Consider the following 18642-nt stretch of genomic DNA (forward strand, 5'->3'; position numbering starts at 1 on the left):
CGGGCCCCGGGGTCGGCGCGAAACGGTCCCGAACAGGTCACGGTCCGGACTCGCGGGGCCCTCTCGACGCCGCCGGGCCCGCCGTCCCGCACCCCGAGCTGTCAGTGCGGTCTGAGACGCTGGAGGCATGAGCGCAAGGGAGAACTCCGCGGGTGGGACGTCCGTGGACGCCGGGCAGGTTGTCGTTGTCGGAGGCGGGATCGCCGGGCTGGCCGCCGCCCACCGGCTGCTGGAGCGGGGCGTGCGGGTGACCGTGCTGGAGGCGTCGGACCGCGTCGGCGGCAAGCTGCTGCCCGGCGAGATCGCCGGCGTGCGCGTCGACCTGGGCGCCGAGTCCATGCTGGCCCGCCGCCCCGAGGCCGTCGGCCTGGCCCGCGAGGTGGGACTCGCCGACCGCCTCCAGCCGCCGGCCACCGCGTCGGCCTCCCTGTGGACCCGCGGCGCCCTGCGCCCCATGCCCAAGGGTCACGTCATGGGCGTGCCCGGCACCGCCGCCGCCCTGTCCGGGGTCCTGACCGAGGAGGGCCTGGCCCGCATCGAGCGCGACGCCGAGCTGCCCCGCACCGAGATCGGCGACGACGTGGCGGTGGGGGAGTACGTGGCGGCGCGCCTGGGCCGCGAGGTCGTCGACCGCCTCGTCGAACCGCTGCTGGGCGGCGTCTACGCGGGCGACGCCTACCGCATCTCCCTGCGTTCGGCCGTGCCCCAGCTCTTCGAGGCCGCCCGCACGCACACCTCCCTGACCGAGGCGGTGCGCGCGATCCAGGGCCGGACGGCCACCGCGCCCGCGACCGGCCCGGTGTTCATGGGCATCGAGGGCGGCATCGGCACCCTCCCGCCCGCTGTCGCGGAGTCGGTGCGCGCGCGGGGCGGCGAGATCGTCACCGGCGCGCCCGTGACGGAGCTGCGCCGCACCGCCGACGACGGCTGGCGGATCACCGCCGCCGACCGGGTGCTGCACGCCGACGCGGTCGTCGTCGCCCTCCCCGCCCGCCCCGCCGCCGAGCTGCTGCGCGCCGAGGCCCCCGCCGCGGCGGCCGAGCTGGCCGGGGTGGAGTACGCGTCGATGGCCCTGATCACCCTCGCGTACCGCCGCGCGGACGCCGCCACCCTCCCGGAGGGCAGCGGCTTCCTGGTCCCGCCGGTAGACGGCCGCACCATCAAGGCGTCCACCTTCGCCTCCCGCAAGTGGGGCTGGATCGACGCCGAGGACCCCGACGTGGTCGTCCTGCGCACCTCCGTGGGCCGGTACGGCGAGATGGAGGTCCTCGGCCGTGACGACGCCGGCCTGGTCGACGTGTCCCGGCGCGACCTGGAGCAGGCCACCGGTCTGGCCGCCGCGCCCGTCGCCACCCGCGTCACCCGCTGGCACGACGGCCTGCCCCAGTACCCCGTCGGCCACCACGCGCGCGTGGCCCGCGTCCGCGAACACGTCGCGAAGCTCCCGGGCCTCGCCGTGTGCGGAGCCGCCTACGACGGCGTCGGCATCCCGGCGAGCATCGCGAGCGCGTACGCCGCCGTCGACCAGCTCCACGGCGACCCGCGGGGTGTGCAGCGGCTCACGGCCCACCCGGTGCAGAGCCTGCACGGCGGAGCGGGAGAATAGGGTCATGAGTGACGACGCCTCCACCCCCGCCGCCGAGCGGATCCCCAACAAGGGCAAGCTGGCCAAGGACCTCAACGAGGTCATCCGCTACACCCTCTGGTCCGTCTTCAAGCTGAAGGACACCCTCCCCGAGGACCGCGCCGGGTACGCCGACGAGGTCCAGGAGCTGTTCGACCAGCTCGCCGCCAAGGACGTGACGATCCGCGGCACCTACGACCTGTCCGGGCTGCGCGCGGACGCCGACCTCATGATCTGGTGGCACGCCGAGACCGCCGACCAGCTCCAGGAGGCGTACAACCTCTTCCGCCGCACCAGGCTCGGCCGCGCGCTGGAGCCCGTCTGGTCGAACATGGCGCTGCACCGCCCCGCCGAGTTCAACCGCTCGCACATCCCGGCCTTCCTGGCCGACGAGACGCCGCGCGACTACATCAGCGTCTACCCGTTCGTGCGCTCCTACGACTGGTACCTGCTGCCCGACGAGGACCGCCGCCGCATGCTCGCCGACCACGGCAAGATGGCCCGCGGCTACCCGGACGTGCGCGCCAACACGGTCGCCTCCTTCTCCCTGGGCGACTACGAGTGGATCCTCGCCTTCGAGGCCGACGAGCTGCACCGCATCGTCGACCTCATGCGCCACCTGCGCGCCTCCGAGGCCCGCATGCACGTCCGCGAGGAGATCCCCTTCTACACCGGGCGCCGCAAGGATCTCGGCGAGCTGGTGGCCGGGCTGGCCTGATCGGTCGGCGTGGTTGTCGGGTCGGCCGGGGGTCCGGGGGTTGTCCCCCGGGGGAAGCAGCACCGGGCGCCGCAAGGATCTCGCGGAGCTGGTGGCCGGGCTGGCCTGAGCGCACCTCGTGAGCCGGTGGCCGGGCCGGTCAGGCCCTCGGCTCCGGCTCCGGGCGCGGGGCGCACGACGTGTCCCGCGCCGGGAGGCGGCCGTCCAGCAGGTACGCCTCCAGGTGGCCGTTGACGCACTCGTTCGGCCCGCCGCCGACGCCGTGCGACCCGGCGTCCCGCTCGGTCACCAGCACCGACCCCGACAGCCGCCGGCGCAGCTCCAGAGCCCCCTCGTACGGGGTCGCCGCGTCCTCTTCGGCGGCCAGGATCAGAGTCGGCGGCAGCTCACCCGGCCCGGTGCGCACGTCGAGCGGCTGCTGCCGGGGCGCCTGCCAGTAGGCGCACGGCAGGTTGGTCCACACGTTGTCCCACGTCTCGAACGGCGCCCGGCGGGCCAGCCGCGTGTTGTCCCGGTCCCAGACCTCGAAGTCCGTCGGCCAGGGCGCGTCGTTGCACTCGACGGCCGTGTACACGGCGTTGGAGTTCTCCGCCCCGACCGCGCCCTCCTCGGTCCGGGTCCCCGCCTGGTCGATCAGCGGCTGCGGGTCGCCCTTCAGATACGCCGACAGTGCCTCGGCGCGGTGCGGCCAGTAGTCGTCGTAGTAACCGGCCTTCAGGAACGCCCCCTGCAACTGCGCGGGCCCCACCGTCCCGCCCGCGGGCTGTGCCGCGAGCCGCTCGCTCGCCTCCTCGTAGCTGTTCTGAACCTCCCTCGGCGAGTCCCCGAGCCCGTACACGGCGTGGTGCTCGGCGATCCACTCCTTGAAGTCCGTCCAGCGGTCCTCGAACGCCTCCGACTGCTCCAGGTTGTTGCGGTACCAGATCCCCTCGGGATCGGGGTTCACCACCGAGTCGAACACCATCCGCCGCACCCGCGAGGGGAACAGCTCGGCGTACAGCGCCCCGAGGTATGTGCCGTACGACGCCCCCATGAACGTCAGCTTCTCCTCGCCCAGCGCGGCCCGCACGACCTCCAGGTCCCGGGCGTTGTTGAGGGAGTGGTAGTGCCGCAGCGCGTCCCCGGCCCGCTCGGCGCAGCCGCGCGCGTACGCCTCGGCCTCGGCGGCGCGCTGCTCCTTGTACGCGTCCGAGGGCCGCGTCGGCGCCGGACGGGGTCCCTTGAAGAAGTCCCCGGGGTCCTGGCACGACAGCGGCGCCGAGGGCGCGACCCCGCGCGGGGCGTATCCGACGAGGTCGTACGCGGCGGCGATCCGCTTCCACTCGGGCACCATGCCGACCAGCGGGAAGTACAGCCCCGAGGCGCCCGGTCCACCGGGGTTGTAGAGGAGCGCGCCCTGTCCGGGAACCTCGCGCCCGTCGTCGTCCGAGTGCTTGTGGGTGGCCCGCACCCGGCTGACGGTGAGCTCGATCCGCTTCCCGTCGGGGTGCGCGTAGTCCAGGGGCACGGTGACGGTGCCGCAGCGCATGGCGGCCGGCAGTTCCTCCGCCTTCGGGCACCTGCCGAACTCGATGCCGGCCGCCGCCGCGCGGGTGGCGGCCACGGCGGTGCCGCGCGCCTCGGCGGTTGTGGGCCCGCCCGGGGTCCCCTCCGCCGGAGCGGCGGCGAGGGTGGTCAGCAGCAAGGACCCGGCGGCCGAGTAGAGGGCGGCAGCTCGCATCGCGTATCCCTTCGGTGCACGGAGTGACACAAGGGATGTTTGGTACGGCGACCCGGCGAGGCAAGCACCGCCCCCGGGTGTCGGCGCCCAGTGCCTCCGTACGCCCCCGGCGCGTCAGCCCTGGCGCTCCTGGTACTCCTCGACGTGGCGCTCGCGGTGGGCGAAGGCCGCACGCAGGTCCGGTTCGCCGATCGCGTGCACGCCGCGCACGGCGACCGAGGTCAGGTACGTACGGTCGTCCGCCGAACCGTCGGCCTTCCGGACCAGGGCGCCGATCATCCGCTGCCCGGCCGGGGACGCCCAGCGCGAGTACGGGTGGACCTCCATCCGCGTGATGGCGAGGCACCCCAGGGTGAGGGTGAGCGGCAGCGCGAACCACAGGGCGATCAGCGGGCGCGGCTGGTCCACGGGCAGCGGCAGGGCCAGCGCGGCGGCGCCCAGCGCGACCACGGTGACGGCGGCGACCTGCACCCGCTGCACGCCGGCCGCGACACCGCGGGCGCCGTCCGGCACGGCGAGGCCCGCCCGGACCAGCCGGTCGGCCAGCCCCCGCACCGCTTCGGCGGCGGCCGCGGTGGCCCGCACCGGCGCTATCCGGGACTGCCCCTCGGGTCCTATCGCCCCTATCACCGAACGCTCCATCTCGTCCCGCCCGCAAGGGTCGACGACGGTCGCCCAGCCGGTGTGCGCGAGCAGCAGCCGCCGCTGGCGGGCCATGGAGACCAGCGTCAGGTCGGCGACCCTCCGGGGGCCGCCCGCCAGGAACGCCGCCTCGTACAGCGTCAGCGCGTGCTCACGGTCGACGGCGTGCGGGGCGGCGGCCGCCGCGCGCACGGCGGCCAGGCACAGCCGCAGGCACGCCAGGCCGGCGACGGCCCAAGCCGCCAGGAGGAGAAGGACCCAGAACATGCCGTACTTCTATGCCAAAGGCTTTCGCCGGCGCCATGCCCTGTTCACATTTCGGGACGCAGTGTTGTGGGTATGTGACGTTCCGTTTGTCCGGATCAGGCCAGGTCAGGTCCGGCCCGGTGCGGTCCGGCGGCGCAGCAGCGCCCGCCCGGTCGCACGCGCCCACCGCGCCCCGGGACGCCGCGGACGCGGCACCGGCCCCTCTCGCTCCAGCCACCACTCCCGCAACTCCCGCCGCACGGCCTCGTCCTGCGGGAGTCCGTCCCGCAGCAGATGCTCGGCGAAGTCGAGGGCGTCGCGGCGGTAGCCCCCGGCCATCGGCCGCCCCTGGGCGTAGGACAGGAAGGCCGGCCGGTATCCGGTGCCGAGGATCACCGGCAGTTCGGGCGCGACCTTCGCGACCACGTCCGCCCGCTTCCCGGCGAGCGCCCGCGCCTGCACGCCCAGCCGCACCCGGTCGAACCCCTCGGGCACGGGCGTCCCGGCGACCAGCGCGGACAGCAGCGCGGCCTGCGCGAGGGCCAGCCGCTGCCGTACGGCGTCCCCGGCGCCGGCCGCGTCCCGCGCGGCGGTCCGCCTCCCGGCGACGGGTCCGCCCGCCGCCGCCCGCCCCTTCTCCACGGCGGCGCGGATCGCCGCCACCTCGCCCTCCAGCTCCTCGGCCGCGGGGAAGTTCTCGTCGCGCTCCAGCAGGACACCGGGCGGCGCCACCCGCGAGGCGAGGTCGGTCAGGATGTCGAGCACCGGCTGCGCGACGGGGTGGGCGTGGCTGTCGTGCCACACGCCGTCCCGCTCGAAGCCGCCCGCGACATGGACGTAGGCGATGGCCTCCAGGGGCAGTTCGCCGAGCGCCTCGGCCGGGTCTTCACCGCGGTTGACATGGTTGGTGTGCAGGTTCGCCACGTCGATCAGCAGCCGCACCCCCGTCCGGTCGGCCAGCTCGTACAGGAACTGTCCCTCCGTCATCTCCTCGCCCGGCCAGGCGATGAGCGCGGCGATGTTCTCCACGGCGAGCGGCACGGGCAGCGCGTCCTGTGCGATGCGCACGTTCTCGCAGAGCACGTCAAGGGCGTCGCGGGTGCGCGGTACGGGCAGCAGGTGCCCCGCCTCCAGCCGCTGCGAGGCGGTCAGGGGGCCGCCCGCCCGGACGAACGCGATGTGCTCGGTCACCAGCGGCGACCCCAGTGCCTCGGCCCGTTCGGCCAGCGCCGCGAGCCGTCCGGCGTCCGGCCGTTCGGCCCCGCCGAGCCCGAGCGAGACCCCGTGCGGCACCACGGTCACCCCGCGCTCGCGCAACCGGACCAGGGACTCGGGCAGGTGCCCGGGGCAGAGGTTCTCGGACACGGCCTCGACCCAGTCGATGCCGGGCATCGCCTCTACGGCGCCGGCGATCTCCGGACGCCATCCGATACCGGTGCCCAGCCGTGCCGTTCGCTCCATGGTTCCGTCCCCCTCCTGCCGGTATGCCGGAGGTATCGCCCGGCGCACCCGGCCCGAACCCCGGGTAGGGCATGTTCAGAGCAACATCTGAGGTTCGGCGGGGGCGCCGGGCGTCAGCGCAGGTCGAGCCGCATCAGGATCCGGGGGTGGCCGGCCAGTACGGAGGTGGTGTCGGCGGCGTGGACGAACCCGGCGCGCTCGAAATTCTTCCGGATCCCGGCGTACGCCATGGTCAGGTCGACCCGGGCGTCCCCGTTGTCCAGCGGATACGCCTCGATGGCCGGAGCGCCCTGGGAGCGGGCGAAGTCGACCGCCCCGGCGATGAGGGCGTGCGAGATCCCTTGCTTGCGGTGACCGGGCCGTACGCGCACGCACCACAACGACCAGACCGGCAGGTCGTCCACGTGCGGGATCTTGCGGTTGCGGGCGAAGGAGGTGTCCGCGCGCGGCGCCACGGCGGCCCACCCGACCGGCTCGTCACCGTCGTAGGCGAGCACGCCCACAGGCGGCCCCGTGCGGCACAGTTCGGCGACGTGGGCGCCGCGGGCCGGGCCGCGCAGTTCGTTGTTGACCTTGGAGGGGACGCGGTAACTCAGGCACCAGCAGACGTTGGCCTGAGGGGACTTCGGGCCGAGCACCGCACGGACGTCCTCGAAGACCGAGGCCGGGCGGACGTCGATGGTCATGGCACCACGATGCCACGGCGTACGGTGCGACGTCCCGGAGCCGGCCGCCGTCAGCCCGGAAAGACGATCAGCCTGGAAAGACGATCAGCCCGGAAAGACGGCGTTGTGGATCTCGGACAGCCGCGGTTCGGCGTCCGGGAAGCCGGCCGCCTTCGTGGCGGGCAGGATGACCGGCAGATAGGCCTCCAGGGCCTCCCTGGACTCCCACACGTCCACCACGCGCAGGCCGTCCGCCGTGACGACGGCCAGGTGGCCGAGCAGGCCGCCGGGGGCCGGGCGTCCGGAACGAGTGCCTGCGGTCTCCTGGACCTCGTCGTACTGCTCGGCGGTGACGCCGGGATACTCGATCTCCATCAGCAGTGCCATACCACCACATTACGACCAGGCCGCGCGCCCTGCTCCCCGGCGGACCGGCGCCCACCCCGCGCCTACCGCAACGCGGGGTGGTCCGCCACCACCGTGCACGACCCCGGCGCGATCTCCGTGTACCCGGCGTCGCGGACCACCGGCAGCCCGCTCGTCGTGAGGGCCCGCCAGCGGTCCGGGCCTGGGGAGCGCACCGTCAGCGGGTACCCCGCCTCCCGCCAGGCGGCCCGGCCCGCGCCGTCCAGCTCCCACCAGGCGAGCTGCGCGCCGTGCCCGGCCTGGGCCATCGCCTTGCCGGCCGACATGTCCAGGTCCGGGTTCATCCACAGCACCGGCGCGGAGAGGTCGGCGTCGACCGGCGGCTCCGGGTCGTCGAGGTCGGTGCCCGAGACCTGGAGGCGGGCCAGGTCCTTGGGCCAGCCGTCCAGCGGGACCGGCGGGAAGACCCGTACCTCCGCCGTCTTCCCGGTGACCGTGATACCGGGCAGGGCCTCGGCCCGGCGCCACTCGGCGCCGCGCGCCCGCCGCACGACCTTGCGGATGCGTGCGTCCTGCCAGTCCCGCACCGCCCGGGCCCACTCGCCGTCGCCGGTGGACCGCTCGTCGCCCAGCATCACCAGCACCGCCCGGGCCGCGGTCTCCAGCGCGTCGGTACGGGGCGGGGGCGCCGCCCGCTCGATGCGGACGACCAGCGGCAGGACGAACTGCGGCGCGAGGTCGCGGTCGCCGGGCTCGGGGCGGAAGGGGCTGTCGGGGACGGGCGTCGTCGCGTCGTTGCTCACGAACACAGTCTGCCAAGCCGTGCGGACGCGAGAGGATGACCCCATGCGAAGCGAGCTACGGCTGGACGCGGTGGGCCGCCGCTACGGCGTCCGCGGGCCCTGGGTGCTGCGCGGCGTCGACCTGAGGCTGCCGCCCGGCACCCTGGTCCGGATCGAGGGCACCAACGGCACCGGCAAGTCGACCCTGCTGCGCCTGCTCGCCGGCATCGACGCCCCCACCGAGGGCCGGATCACCGGCCGGCCGCGCACGGCCTACGTCCCCGAGCGCTTCCCGCCCGCCCTGCCCTTCACCGCCGCCGCCTACCTCACCCACCTCGGCACCGTCCACGGGCTCTCCCGCCGGGCGGCGGCCTCGGCGGCCGGGCGGTGGCTGGAGCGACTGGGCGCCGCCGGGCACGCCGGCACGCCGCTGGAGCGGCTGTCCAAGGGCGGCAGCCAGAAGGTGGCCGTGGCGCAGGCCCTGCTCGCCGAACCGGACCTGCTCGTCCTCGACGAGGCCTGGACCGGGCTGGACGCCGACGCCCGGGAGGAGCTGGACCGGGCGGTCGCGGAACGGACGGCGGCCGGGGGCGCCGTCGTCTTCGTCGACCACGATCCGCGCCGCCTGGCCGGCGCGTCCGACGCCACGTACGTCGTCCGCGACGGCGCCCTGCACCGCCGTACCCGGCCCGCCCCGGTCGCGGACGGGCCGCGCGTCGTCGTCCGGGCGCACGGCCCGCGGGGCGGCACCCCGCCCGCCGAGGCGCTGCGGATCGCCGACTCGGCGGAGGAGGACCGCCCCGGCCGTCACACTCTCACCGTCCCCGCCTCCCACTCCGACGTCCTGCTGCGCGCGCTCCTGACCGCCGAGCCGCCGTGGCACGTGGCGAGCGTGCACGCCCAAAGGGAAGCCAGTGGACCGGCTCAGGAGGACCCCCGTTGACCGCCCTGTTCCGCTACCAGACCGCCCTGCTGCTGCGCTCCCGGCGCTGGCTCCCGCCCGTCGTCCTGTACGCCGCCGTCCTGGCCGTCGGTGTGCAGGGCGGACAGCCGGTGCTCGACTCGCTGGGCTGGGCGGCGGCCATGCTGCTGCCGGTCGCGGCCTGGCTGGTGCGCGTCTGCGTCACCGGTGAGCCGCCCGCCGCCCGCGGCTGCGTCTCGGCGGCACGGGGTCCCGCGCGGGCCCACCTGGCGTGCGTACTGGTCGCCCTGGCCGCCGCGGTCGTCCTGGGTGCGGCGGCGACCGCCGTCGTGACGGTGATCAGCGACCCGGCCGCGTCCGACCACGCCACCCGCGTCTCCCCGCTCGCGGCCGGCGGCTCGGGTCTGCTCGCCGTGCTCGTGTGCGCCCTGCTCGGCACGGCAGTCGGCGCGCTCACCTCCTGGCCGCTGCTCCGCTCACCCGGCCGTGCGCTCCCCGCGCTGCTGCTCGCGGCCCTGTTCGCCCTGGTGGCGACGGGTTCCCCGGCGCGCGCGGCGGTCAGCGGGCTGGTCACCGGCTCGCGGTCGGGCACCGTACCGCTGCCCCTGCTCCCGCTGGGCGCGGCGGTCCTGATCGCCGGGGCCGCGACCGCGGCGGCCTGCCGGCTCAGCTCGCGCAGGTCAGCCTGAGCAGGCCGTCCGCTGCGCCTCCTGCCACTCGCAGCGCGGGCACATGGTGATCCCCTTGTACGACTCGGCGTACTCCGTCGGCTCCCGGCACAGCACGCACTCGGCGTACGGCGGGCCGTCGGCCTTCGGCGGCCGGGTGGCGTCGATCAGGCAGTAGTCGTCGATGCGTTGGTCGTCGTCGCTGCTCATGCCTCCAGCGTAGGCCCGTCAGCGGCGGCCGTTCGCGGCGCCGATCAGCTCCGACACCTTCACGAAGCGGTAACCCCGGTCGCGCAGTTCGGGGACGATCTTCCGCACCGCCTCCTCGGTCACCGGAGCGGCGCTGCGGGTGCAGTGCATGACGACGACCGACCCCGGCTTCACCCCGTCCAGCACCTGCCGGGCCACCGCGTCGGCGTCGGTCGCGAACGCGTCGCCGCTCACCACGTCCCACTGCACGGCGGTGACGCCGGTGGCCGTCAGCGCCTTGAGAGCCGCCTTGTCGTAACAGCCGCCGGGGAAACGGAAGTACGGCATCGCATCCGGTACCCCGGCCTTCTCGAACGCCGCGTACGCCCGCTCCACGTCGGAGCGCATCCGGTCCTCGGACACGGTCGGCAGGCCGTAGCAGTCGTCGGTGTAGGCGTAGTGGCTGTAGGAGTGGTTGGCGACCTCGAAGCGCGGGTCCCGGCCGATGGACCGGGCGGCGTCCGGGTACTCCTCGGCCCACCGGCCGGTCATGAACACCGTGGCCGGCACGTCCAGCTTCCGCAGCGTCGCGATCAGCCGCGGATTGTCGAACCGTTCTCCGGCCGCGGCCCGCGGTCCCTGGTCGGCCGTCATGTCGGCGTCGAAGGTGAGGGCGATCGTCTTGCCCTCGGCACGCGGCCCGTGTTCGAAGACGGGGGTGAGCCCCGCCGGACCGGGCGCGAGGGTGGGCGCCCGGTCCGAGGCGGGCTCGGAAGCGGTGGCGGAGGGCGCGGACGGTGCCGGGCGGGGCGTCTGTCCGGGCTCGGTGGTGCCGCAGGCGGCGAGGGCGACGGAGGAGGCGGCCAGGGCGCACAGGGCGGCGGCGCGGCGTACGAGAGTGGTCACCGCATGAACGTACGAGCGTGATGTTCGGTTTGTATGACTATGGGTGCTGACGTGCCCGGGAGGTCACCCTCCCGGATCAGGCGCCGTCCTCCGGATCAGATGTCCCGCCGCTCCAGCGGTTTCGTCGCCGGGCCCTGGATCACCTTGCCGTCGGTGTCGAAGCGGGAACCGTGGCAGGGGCACTCCCAGGCCTTCTCGGCGGCGTTGAAGGCGACCAGGCAGCCGAGGTGGGTGCAGCGCGACGACACGGCGTGCAGCGCGCCCGCCTCGTCCCGGTAGACCGCCAGCCGGTCGCCGCCAGCCCGGACCAGGGCACCCTCACCGGGCGGCAGGGCGTCCACGGGCGGGGCGGGGCGCAGGCGGTCGCCGACGAAGTGCCGCGCCACCTCGGCCTGCGTCTTGAGGAACTCCGGCGCCTCGCGCACCGCCGTGCGCAGCCGCCGCGGGTCGTACAGCCCGCTCCACGCGCACTCCTCGCCGGTGATCTGCGCGGTGAGCAGCCGCCCCGCCATCATGCCGCCGCTCAGCCCCCACCCGCCGAAGCCGGTGGCGACGTACGTGTGCTTCGCGCCCGGGTGCAGCGGACCCACCATCGGCACGGTGTCCGTCGGGTCGATGTCCTGGGTGGCCCAGGCGTAGGTGAGGTCGACGCCGGGGAAGTGCTCGCCGGCCCAGGCGGACAGGCGGTCGAAGCGCTCCCGGGTGTCGCCCGTGCCGGGGGTGAAGTGCTCGCCGGTGACGATGAGCAGCCGGCGGCCCGCCTCGTCCAGGGGCGCGGTGCGGACCGAGCGGGTGTTCTCGTCCGGCGTGATGTACATGCCGTCCACGTCGCGGTCCGCCTCGATGCTCCCGGCGACGACCAGTTCGCGGCGCGGGGAGAGGCGGGCGAACAGCAGGGCCCGGTCGAAGATCGGGTAGTGGGTGGCGACCACGACGTCCCGGGCGGTGACCGTCGCCCCCGACTCCGTCGACACGCGGCACGGGCCGCCCTCGTCCAGGCCGTGCACGGTGGTGTCCTCGAAGATCCGCCCGCCGTGCGCCTCCAGGTCCTCGGCGAGGGCCAGCAGGTACTTGCGCGGGTGGAACTGGACCTGCCCGGTGACCTTGACCGCGCCCGCGACCGGGAACGGCAGCGCCGTCTCCGTCACGAACGACGCCGGCAGCCCCGCCTCCTTCGCGGCGGCCGCCTCGGCCCGCACCTCGTCCACCCGCTCGGCGTCGCCGACGTACGTGTACGCGTCCCGCGTCTCCCAGTCGCAGTCGATGCCCAGCTCGGCCACGATCCCCGCGGCGTGCTCGATCGCCTCGGACTGCGAACGGGCGTAGAGCCGGGCGCCCTCGGGGCCCCGGGTGCGGCGCAGCTTGTCGTAGATCAGGGTGTGCAGGGCGGTCAGCTTGGCGCTGGTGTACCCGGTGACCCCGGCGGCGACCCGCCCGGCCTCCAGTACCGCCACACTGCGCCCCGCCCGCGCCAGCTCCCAGGCCGTACTGAGCCCGGCGACGCCCGCGCCGATCACGGTGACGTCGACGTCGAGATCCTCCGCGAGGGCGGGGCGCGGTGCGCCGCCCGGTGCCGTCTGAAGCCAGTAGGAGTCGTTGACCTGCGCGTTCTCCGTCATGCGGAGCCGAGTACCCACAGGCCGGGGCTTCAGTGACCGGGCGGCGCGACCCGGCGGCGTGACTACCTGCGCCAGGGGCCCGTCACGGCGAACGTCGTCCCGGGCGTGTAGCAGTTGACGTACATCGTGTCCCCGTCGGGCGAGAAGGTCACCCCGGCGAACTCACCCCACTCGGGCTCCTCCTCCGACCCGATGTTCTGGGCGCCGCGGGCCATGGCATAGACGTCACCGCGCCGGGTCACGCCGTAGACGTGCTGGGCGCCGTTGCCGTCCTCGCAGACCATGAGGCCGCCGCTGGGGGCCAGGCAGATGTTGTCCGGGGACTCGCCCGGCAGCTGCACGTCGGTGTCCGGGCCGAAGACGATCACCAGGGTGAGCCGGCGCCGCTCGGGGTCGTAGCGCCAGATCTGCCCGTAGTGGTCGGCCGCCGAACCGTCCGCGCTGCGGGCGAAGGACGACACGAAGTAGACGCTGCGCCCGCCCCAGTAGCAGCCCTCCAGCTTCTGCGCGTGGGTGATGCCGCCCCGGCCGAAGTCCTGGTGCCGGATCGGGGTCTCGGCGGCCAGCGGGTCGGGTACGTCGACCCACTCGACGCCGTCGAAGCAGGCGCCCGTCTCCTGGATCGAGGACAGGTCGGGCACGCCGGGCACGCGCATCGCCTGGAGCCGCCCGCCCGCCCGCAGCGAGCCCGTCCCGCCCAGCGGCTTCTCGGGCAGGAACCGGTAGAAGAGGCCGAACGGCCGCTCGAAGGCGTCCTCCGTCTCGTAGACGACGCCCCGGCGCGGGTCCACGGCGATCGCCTCGTGCTGGAAACGGCCCATCGCGGTCAGCGGCACCGCGCCGGTGCGGTGCGGGTCCACCGGGTCGACCTCGAAGATGAAGCCGTGGTCCTTCGTGTAGCCGTTGGTGCCGGCCCTGTCCTCGGTCTCCTCGCAGGTCAGCCAGGTGTGCCACGGGGTGGGGCCGCCCGCGCAGTTGACGGCCGTACCGGCGATCGCGACCCGTTCGTCACGGACGTGGTTGCGGTGGTCCAGGGTGAGGGCGGTGCAGCCGCCCTTGCCCTCCGGGTCGTACGTCAGGCCCTTCACCGTGGGCACGGGGACCCGGCCGTTGGCACGGTTCTCGTGGTTGCGGACGAGGTGGACGCCGCCGTGGCGGCCCCGGGAACGCGCGGCGAAGGCCGCCATGCCGTCGTGGTTGGACGGGACGGGGCCCTCGCCGGAGCGCAGTTCGTCGCCCTCGCGGGACAGGACCCGGTAGCGGAATCCTCTCGGCAGGTCGAGCAGGCCGTCGGGGTCGGGGATCAGAGGGCCGTAGCCGGTGCGGCCCGGGGAGTGGGCGGCGGCGGTGCCGGCGAACAGCTCGGAGAGGGCTCCGGTGAAGGCGATGCCTGCGCCCAGGGCCCCGCTACGGGCGAGCACCTGGCGTCGGGTTGCGGACATGGGGTGACCTTCCTGCTGGCGGACAGGACTGTGACCCGCTGTGTCTATCACCTGGCACGTTTCCCGGGAACCATGCGCGCTACACGCGTCACATGCCGGCCGGCCGCTCCTGGGTGTGGCCGGGAGGCACCCGCTGCGGGTTCTCCAGGAACCGCAGCAGCTCCACCGGGAACGGCAGCACCAGCGTCGAGTTCTTCTCCGCGGCCACCGCCACCACCGTCTGCAGCAGCCGCAGTTGCAGCGCGGCCGGGGTCTCCGACATCTCCCGCGCCGCCTCGGCGAGCACCTTGGAGGCCTGGCGCTCGGCGTCGGCGTTGATGACCCGGGCCCGCCGCTCGCGGTCGGCCTCGGCCTGCCGGGCCATCGAGCGCTTCATGGTCTCGGGCAGCGACACGTCCTTGATCTCGACGCGGTCGATCTGCACGCCCCAGCCGATGGCCGGGCTGTCGATCATCAGCTCCAGACCCTGGTTCAGCTTCTCCCGGTTGGACAGCAGGTCGTCCAGGTCGCTCTTGCCGATGATGGACCGCAGCGACGTCTGCGCCATCTGGGACACCGCGAACTTGTAGTCCTCGACGCGGATGAGCGCGTAGGCGGCGTCGACCACCTTGAAGTAGACGACCGCGTCCACGCGGACGGTCACGTTGTCCCGGGTGATGCCCTCCTGGGCGGGCACCGGCAACGTCACGATCTGCATGTTCACCTTGTGCAGCCGGTCCACCACCGGGACGATCATGGTGAAACCGGGCTGTCGCACCTCACCAGCCAGCCGGCCGAGCCGGAGGACGACCCCGCGCTCGTACTGCTTGACGATCCGCGCCGCCGACGCGATGTACAGCACCCCGGCGCTCCCGGCGGCGGCAGCCGCGGTCAGCAGCTCCTGGAGCATGGCGACCTCCTCGCACTGAGGACCGTTTCGCCTACTCCTGTCACGATATGCCGGAGGCCCGGCCCGAGGCCATGCCCCGGACCGGACCTCCCGCATGTCGACGGGTGTCGACGGGGGCCGACGGGCCTACACCGCCGCCTTCGCCGGTTCGGTGACCTTCACCGGGTCCGTGCCGGTGGAGCTGTGCCGCTCGGCCCAGTTCTCCAGCGCGGTGCGGCAGGCGTGGTCCAGGTGGTGCAGTCCGGACAGGTCCAGCTCGACCGGCCGGTCCTGCGGCAGCGCCTCCAGGCTCTCCAGGATCTTCGGCAGCCTGAGGAAGGTCGCGTTGCCCGTCAGGTGCGCCTGGACCGGGCCGGCGCCCTTGTCGACGATCTCCAGCTTGAGGTGCGAGGCCTCCCAGGCGGTCTTGACCACGGACAGGGCCAGACCGATCAGCACGCCCTCGAACATGTTCACCGCGACGATGGACACCGCCGTGACCACCAGGATCAGCGCCTCGCCCCGGTGAGTACGCCACAGCGGCACGAGGCCGCGGAACGGGATCAGCTTCCAGCCCGCGTGGACCAGGATGCCCGCCAGCGCGGGCAGCGGGATCAGGGCCAGCACGGACGGCAGCAGCGCCGCGAACAGCAGCAGCCACACGCCGTGCATCACCCGGGACGCCTTGGTGCGCGCGCCCGCGTTGACGTTGGTGGAGCTGCGCACGATGACCGCGGTCATCGGCAGGGCGCCGAGGACGCCGCACACCGTGTTGCCCGCGCCCTGCGCCACCAGCTCCTTGTTGTACTCGGTGCGCGGGCCCTTGTGGAGCCGGTCCACCGCCGCGGCGCTGAACAGGCTCTCCGCCGAGGCGATCAGCGTGAAGGCGACGACCGTGCCGAGCAGGCCCACGCTCGCCAGCTCGCCGAAGGCGTCGGCGCCGGGCGGCTGGATCACGTCCAGCAGGCCGCTGACCTCGACGGTCGCGACCGACAGCCCGAACGCCGCCGTGACCGCCGTGGCCAGGCCGACCGCGGCCAGCGCGCCCGGCACGGTCTGTACCCGCTTCGGCAGCCGCTTCCACAGCACCATCACGGCGACCGTGCCCGCGCCGAGGGCGAGCGAGGTCAGCGCCTCGGTGCTGCCCAGCGCGTCGGCGGCGGCCCCGGGCAGCCCGGTGAGCTTGTCGAGGCCGGAGGCGGGCGCCTCCAGACCGGCCGCCGAGTACAGCTGGCCCGCGATGAGCACCAGGCCGATGCCGGCCAGCATGCCCTCGACGACCGACAGGGAGATCGCCCGGAACCAGCGCCCCAGCTTCAGGGCGCCCATGGCGAGCTGGATCAGCCCGGTGGCCAGCACGATCACGCCGAGTGCGGCCAGTCCGTACGAGTCGACCGCGCCGAAGACCAGCACGGTCAGGCCGGCGGCCGGACCGGACACCTGGAGGCTGCTGCCCGGCAGGAACCCGGTGACCAGGCCGCCCACGATCCCGGTGACCAGGCCGAGTTCGGCCGGGACGCCGGAGGCGACGGCCACGCCCACGCACAACGGGAGGGCGACCAGGAAGACGACGAGCGAGGCGGTGAAGTCCTGCCGCAGGTGCGGGAACTTGTGGGATATCGAGGTCATGGCGGCGCTCACAGCGTCTCGAACGCGTCGGTGTCCGCCCGGTGTTCGCGTACGACCCCGGTGTGGACCTCGTAGTACCAGCCGTGCATCCGCAGCCGGCCCTCCGTCAGCCGCCGCTCGACGCACGGGTAGGAGCGCAGCCGCAGCAGCTGCGACAGGACGTGGTGCTGGACGGCCTCGGCGACCGTCGGGTCGGCGGGATCGCAGGGCTTCGGTTCGTCCGCGGCCTCGGCCAGCCAGTCGCGGACGGCGGGTACGGCGGTCAGGTCGTCCCCGCGCACCAGGGCGCCGACGGCGCCGCAGTGCGAGTGGCCGCAGACCACGATGTCCGAGACGCCGAGGACCTCGACGGCGTACTCGACGGTGGCGGCCTCGCCGGAGGGGTGCCCGGCGCCGTACGGCGGGACGATGTTGCCGGCGGTGCGCAGCTCGAAGAGCTGGCCGGGCCGGGCTCCGGTGATCAGGGCCGGTACGACCCGGGAGTCGGAGCAGGTGATGAACAGGACTTCGGGCGACTGGCCTTCGGCGTGCCCGGCGAACTCCTCAGGGCGCTGTCCGAACGTGCGGGCGTTGTCGATGAGGGGCTGCATGATGTGGTCGTTCCTCCTGGCGCGCCGTGGGGGCGCGTCGGACGGTCAGGACAGAGGTGGGGGATGTGCCGACCGGTCCCTCAGCAGCGGAAGACCTGCAGCGCCGCGGGGGAGTGGTCCGTCGCGGATCTGGGGCGGTGCTCGGCCCCGCGGCCGGGGACGACGGGTTCGGGCACCCCCAAGGCGGCGTGCCGCAGCAGCGGGCGCTGAGGGGTGTCGGGCTGGGGCGCGGCGGTGCCGCGGTGGCGGTCGCGGACGCGCGGGGCGGTGGTCGGCCCGCCCGGACGGCCGGCCTCGTGGCAGGTGACGGTCTCGTCGTACGGCGTCGCGCCGGAAGCGGTGGTTCCGGCGCGGGCGGGGGCCACGGCTTCACCGCCCGTATGCGCGGATGCGAAGGAAGCGGCGGGAGCGAAGAACTGGAGCGCGAACAGGACGGCGGCGAGGAGCGGAACCACGGTCCGGGCCGTCGTGCCTCGGAACATGCGCCCCCTTCCAGGCAGTTCCTGCCGCTGGTATATGCCGGGGCAAGGTCAATGCCCGGCAAACGCATGGTCAATGCGCGGTCAAGAAACACGTTAACCCTGCAAAGAGCTTTGCAGGGTTAACGGGGAGTTACGGGTCGAAGAGAGCCCGAAAATGGCGGCTGGTTTGGCGGGAACCGGCTGTTCCGGGGCCCTCAGGGCGTGTCGACCAGGCGGGCCGCGTCCCGGGCCAGCGCGGTGAGCCGGGAGATCGCCCGGAAGTACTTCTTCCGGTACCCGCCCCTCAGCATCTCCTCGCCGAAGAGCCGGTCGAAGGGCAGCCCGGAGGCCAGGACGGGTACCTCGCGGTCGTAGAGCCGGTCGGCGAGGACGACGAGGCGCAGCGCGGTCGACTGGTCGGGCACCGGGCGCACCCCGGTCAGGCAGACGGCCGCGACACCGTCGGTCAGGGCGCCGTAGCGGCTGGGGTGGACGCGGGCGAGGTGGTCGAGGAGGGCGGGGAAGTCGTCCAGCGAGGCGGCCCCGGTGGCCCGCGCCGCGCGGGTGACCTGCTCGTCGGAGTACGGTGCCGGCGCCTCGGGCAGGCCGCGGTGACGGTAGTCCTCGCCGTCGATGCGCAGGGCGCGGAAGTGGGCGGACAGGCCCTGGATCTCGCGCAGGAAGTCGGCGGCGGCGAAGCGGCCCTCGCCGAGCTTGCCCGGCAGCGTGTTGGAGGTGGCGGCGAGCGCGACGCCGGCCTCCACGAGCCGGCCGAGCAGGCTGGAGACGAGGACGGTGTCCCCGGGGTCGTCGAGCTCGAACTCGTCGATGCACAGGAGACGGTGGTCGGAGAGGGTCCGCACGGTCTGCTGGAAGCCGAGGGCGCCGACGAGGTTGGTCAGCTCCACGAAGGTGCCGAACGCCTTGCGCTCCGGCTCCGCCGGGGTGGCGTGCCACAGGGAGGCCAGCAGGTGGGTCTTGCCGACGCCGTAGCCGCCGTCGAGGTAGACGCCGCGGGGTCCGGTGGGGGCCTTCGGTGCCTTGCCGCGGCCGAAGCCGAAGAAGCCGCGCCTGCCGGTGGCGGTGGGGCTCGCGCCCAGTCCGGCCGCGAAGTCCTCCAGGGC

At 74.1% G+C, this 18642-nt stretch carries 19 protein-coding genes; 4 read left to right on the forward strand and 15 right to left on the reverse strand.

Annotation, left to right across the window (positions count from 1 at the left end):
• The first annotated feature begins 127 nt into the window (after nucleotides 1–127).
• Entirely contained in the window at nucleotides 128–1606 is a 1479-nt protein-coding gene (hemG, locus tag KUM03_RS05770; protein WP_217245903.1) for a protoporphyrinogen oxidase, read from the forward strand.
• Between the two features lie 4 nt (nucleotides 1607–1610).
• On the forward strand, nucleotides 1611–2342 hold the full coding sequence (gene hemQ, locus KUM03_RS05775) for a hydrogen peroxide-dependent heme synthase (RefSeq protein WP_217245904.1): 732 nt from the start codon (nucleotides 1611–1613) through the stop codon (nucleotides 2340–2342).
• Between the two features lie 139 nt (nucleotides 2343–2481).
• Here the strand turns inward: hemQ and KUM03_RS05780 are convergent, their stop codons facing one another.
• The 6 genes from KUM03_RS05780 to KUM03_RS05805 all read right to left on the reverse strand — a co-directional run bounded on the left by KUM03_RS05780 (nucleotide 2482) and on the right by KUM03_RS05805 (nucleotide 8245).
• Complete coding sequence (locus KUM03_RS05780; RefSeq protein WP_217245905.1) at nucleotides 2482–4062, reverse strand: alpha/beta hydrolase; 1581 nt, start codon at nucleotides 4060–4062, stop codon at nucleotides 2482–2484.
• Between the two features lie 114 nt (nucleotides 4063–4176).
• Nucleotides 4177–4971 carry a TIGR04222 domain-containing membrane protein gene (locus tag KUM03_RS05785; protein ID WP_217245906.1) on the reverse strand — a complete coding sequence of 265 codons (795 nt, stop codon included), beginning with the start codon at nucleotides 4969–4971 and terminating at the stop codon, nucleotides 4177–4179.
• A gap of 105 nt (nucleotides 4972–5076) precedes the next feature.
• Nucleotides 5077–6411, reverse strand: a complete 1335-nt coding sequence (locus KUM03_RS05790; RefSeq protein ID WP_217245907.1) for a DUF692 domain-containing protein — start codon at nucleotides 6409–6411, stop codon at nucleotides 5077–5079.
• A 113-nt stretch (nucleotides 6412–6524) separates the two neighbouring features.
• A complete protein-coding gene (locus tag KUM03_RS05795; protein ID WP_217245908.1) occupies nucleotides 6525–7097 on the reverse strand; it encodes a GNAT family N-acetyltransferase in 573 nt (190 codons plus the stop codon).
• Between the two features lie 84 nt (nucleotides 7098–7181).
• Nucleotides 7182–7463 carry a hypothetical protein gene (locus tag KUM03_RS05800; RefSeq protein ID WP_217245909.1) on the reverse strand — a complete coding sequence of 94 codons (282 nt, stop codon included), beginning with the start codon at nucleotides 7461–7463 and terminating at the stop codon, nucleotides 7182–7184.
• Between the two features lie 62 nt (nucleotides 7464–7525).
• Entirely contained in the window at nucleotides 7526–8245 is a 720-nt protein-coding gene (locus KUM03_RS05805; RefSeq protein WP_217245910.1) for a peptidyl-tRNA hydrolase, read from the reverse strand.
• 43 nt (nucleotides 8246–8288) lie between these two features.
• Here KUM03_RS05805 and KUM03_RS05810 point away from each other — a divergent pair, with 43 nt between their 5' ends.
• Nucleotides 8289–9167, forward strand: coding sequence for an ATP-binding cassette domain-containing protein (locus KUM03_RS05810; protein ID WP_217245911.1), 879 nt, complete (start codon nucleotides 8289–8291; stop codon nucleotides 9165–9167).
• A complete protein-coding gene (locus KUM03_RS05815) occupies nucleotides 9164–9835 on the forward strand; it encodes an ABC transporter (RefSeq protein WP_217245912.1) in 672 nt (223 codons plus the stop codon). The genes KUM03_RS05810 and KUM03_RS05815 overlap by 4 nt, the downstream gene beginning before the upstream one ends.
• On the opposite strand, the gene KUM03_RS05820 is transcribed toward KUM03_RS05815, so the two are convergent.
• From KUM03_RS05820 to zapE, 9 genes are all read right to left on the reverse strand, one after another.
• Entirely contained in the window at nucleotides 9827–10024 is a 198-nt protein-coding gene (locus KUM03_RS05820; protein ID WP_073731891.1) for a hypothetical protein, read from the reverse strand. The two genes, KUM03_RS05815 and KUM03_RS05820, sit on opposite strands and share 9 nt — an antisense overlap.
• Nucleotides 10025–10042: 18 nt before the next feature.
• Nucleotides 10043–10909 carry a polysaccharide deacetylase family protein gene (locus KUM03_RS05825; RefSeq protein ID WP_217245913.1) on the reverse strand — a complete coding sequence of 289 codons (867 nt, stop codon included), beginning with the start codon at nucleotides 10907–10909 and terminating at the stop codon, nucleotides 10043–10045.
• Nucleotides 10910–11004: 95 nt separating this feature from the next.
• Nucleotides 11005–12528 (reverse strand): FAD-dependent oxidoreductase, encoded by a 1524-nt coding sequence (locus KUM03_RS05830; protein ID WP_217245914.1) that lies wholly within the window; start codon nucleotides 12526–12528, stop codon nucleotides 11005–11007.
• A 62-nt stretch (nucleotides 12529–12590) separates the two neighbouring features.
• Nucleotides 12591–13970, reverse strand: a complete 1380-nt coding sequence (locus KUM03_RS05835; RefSeq protein ID WP_217245915.1) for a PhoX family protein — start codon at nucleotides 13968–13970, stop codon at nucleotides 12591–12593.
• An 88-nt stretch (nucleotides 13971–14058) separates the two neighbouring features.
• Entirely contained in the window at nucleotides 14059–14859 is an 801-nt protein-coding gene (locus KUM03_RS05840) for a slipin family protein (protein ID WP_217245916.1), read from the reverse strand.
• A gap of 126 nt (nucleotides 14860–14985) precedes the next feature.
• Nucleotides 14986–16467 (reverse strand): SulP family inorganic anion transporter, encoded by a 1482-nt coding sequence (locus KUM03_RS05845; RefSeq protein ID WP_217245917.1) that lies wholly within the window; start codon nucleotides 16465–16467, stop codon nucleotides 14986–14988.
• 8 nt (nucleotides 16468–16475) lie between these two features.
• Complete coding sequence (locus KUM03_RS05850) at nucleotides 16476–17057, reverse strand: carbonic anhydrase (RefSeq protein WP_073731896.1); 582 nt, start codon at nucleotides 17055–17057, stop codon at nucleotides 16476–16478.
• A gap of 80 nt (nucleotides 17058–17137) precedes the next feature.
• Nucleotides 17138–17539 carry a hypothetical protein gene (locus tag KUM03_RS05855; RefSeq protein ID WP_217245918.1) on the reverse strand — a complete coding sequence of 134 codons (402 nt, stop codon included), beginning with the start codon at nucleotides 17537–17539 and terminating at the stop codon, nucleotides 17138–17140.
• Nucleotides 17540–17733: 194 nt separating this feature from the next.
• The coding region (zapE, locus tag KUM03_RS05860; protein WP_217245919.1) for a cell division protein ZapE at nucleotides 17734–18642 on the reverse strand (909 nt) is incomplete at its 5' end.

The sequence above is a fragment of the Streptomyces sp. AC602_WCS936 genome, assembly GCF_019049125.1.
GTDB lineage: Bacteria > Actinomycetota > Actinomycetes > Streptomycetales > Streptomycetaceae > Streptomyces.

What these genes read in the sequence shown, in the direction of transcription:
- hemG (WP_217245903.1), top strand. Translation starts at nt 128, where the DNA reads ATGAGCGCAAGGGAGAACTCCGCGGGTGGGACGTCCGTGGACGCCGGG.
- hemQ (WP_217245904.1), top strand. Translation starts at nt 1,611, where the DNA reads ATGAGTGACGACGCCTCCACCCCCGCCGCCGAGCGGATCCCCAACAAG.
- KUM03_RS05780 (WP_217245905.1), bottom strand. Translation starts at nt 4,062, where the DNA reads ATGCGAGCTGCCGCCCTCTACTCGGCCGCCGGGTCCTTGCTGCTGACC.
- KUM03_RS05785 (WP_217245906.1), bottom strand. Translation starts at nt 4,971, where the DNA reads ATGTTCTGGGTCCTTCTCCTCCTGGCGGCTTGGGCCGTCGCCGGCCTG.
- KUM03_RS05790 (WP_217245907.1), bottom strand. Translation starts at nt 6,411, where the DNA reads ATGGAGCGAACGGCACGGCTGGGCACCGGTATCGGATGGCGTCCGGAG.
- KUM03_RS05795 (WP_217245908.1), bottom strand. Translation starts at nt 7,097, where the DNA reads ATGACCATCGACGTCCGCCCGGCCTCGGTCTTCGAGGACGTCCGTGCG.
- KUM03_RS05800 (WP_217245909.1), bottom strand. Translation starts at nt 7,463, where the DNA reads ATGGCACTGCTGATGGAGATCGAGTATCCCGGCGTCACCGCCGAGCAG.
- KUM03_RS05810 (WP_217245911.1), top strand. Translation starts at nt 8,289, where the DNA reads ATGCGAAGCGAGCTACGGCTGGACGCGGTGGGCCGCCGCTACGGCGTC.
- KUM03_RS05820 (WP_073731891.1), bottom strand. Translation starts at nt 10,024, where the DNA reads ATGAGCAGCGACGACGACCAACGCATCGACGACTACTGCCTGATCGAC.
- KUM03_RS05830 (WP_217245914.1), bottom strand. Translation starts at nt 12,528, where the DNA reads ATGACGGAGAACGCGCAGGTCAACGACTCCTACTGGCTTCAGACGGCA.
- KUM03_RS05835 (WP_217245915.1), bottom strand. Translation starts at nt 13,970, where the DNA reads ATGTCCGCAACCCGACGCCAGGTGCTCGCCCGTAGCGGGGCCCTGGGC.
- KUM03_RS05840 (WP_217245916.1), bottom strand. Translation starts at nt 14,859, where the DNA reads ATGCTCCAGGAGCTGCTGACCGCGGCTGCCGCCGCCGGGAGCGCCGGG.
- KUM03_RS05845 (WP_217245917.1), bottom strand. Translation starts at nt 16,467, where the DNA reads ATGACCTCGATATCCCACAAGTTCCCGCACCTGCGGCAGGACTTCACC.
- KUM03_RS05850 (WP_073731896.1), bottom strand. Translation starts at nt 17,057, where the DNA reads ATGCAGCCCCTCATCGACAACGCCCGCACGTTCGGACAGCGCCCTGAG.
- KUM03_RS05855 (WP_217245918.1), bottom strand. Translation starts at nt 17,539, where the DNA reads ATGTTCCGAGGCACGACGGCCCGGACCGTGGTTCCGCTCCTCGCCGCC.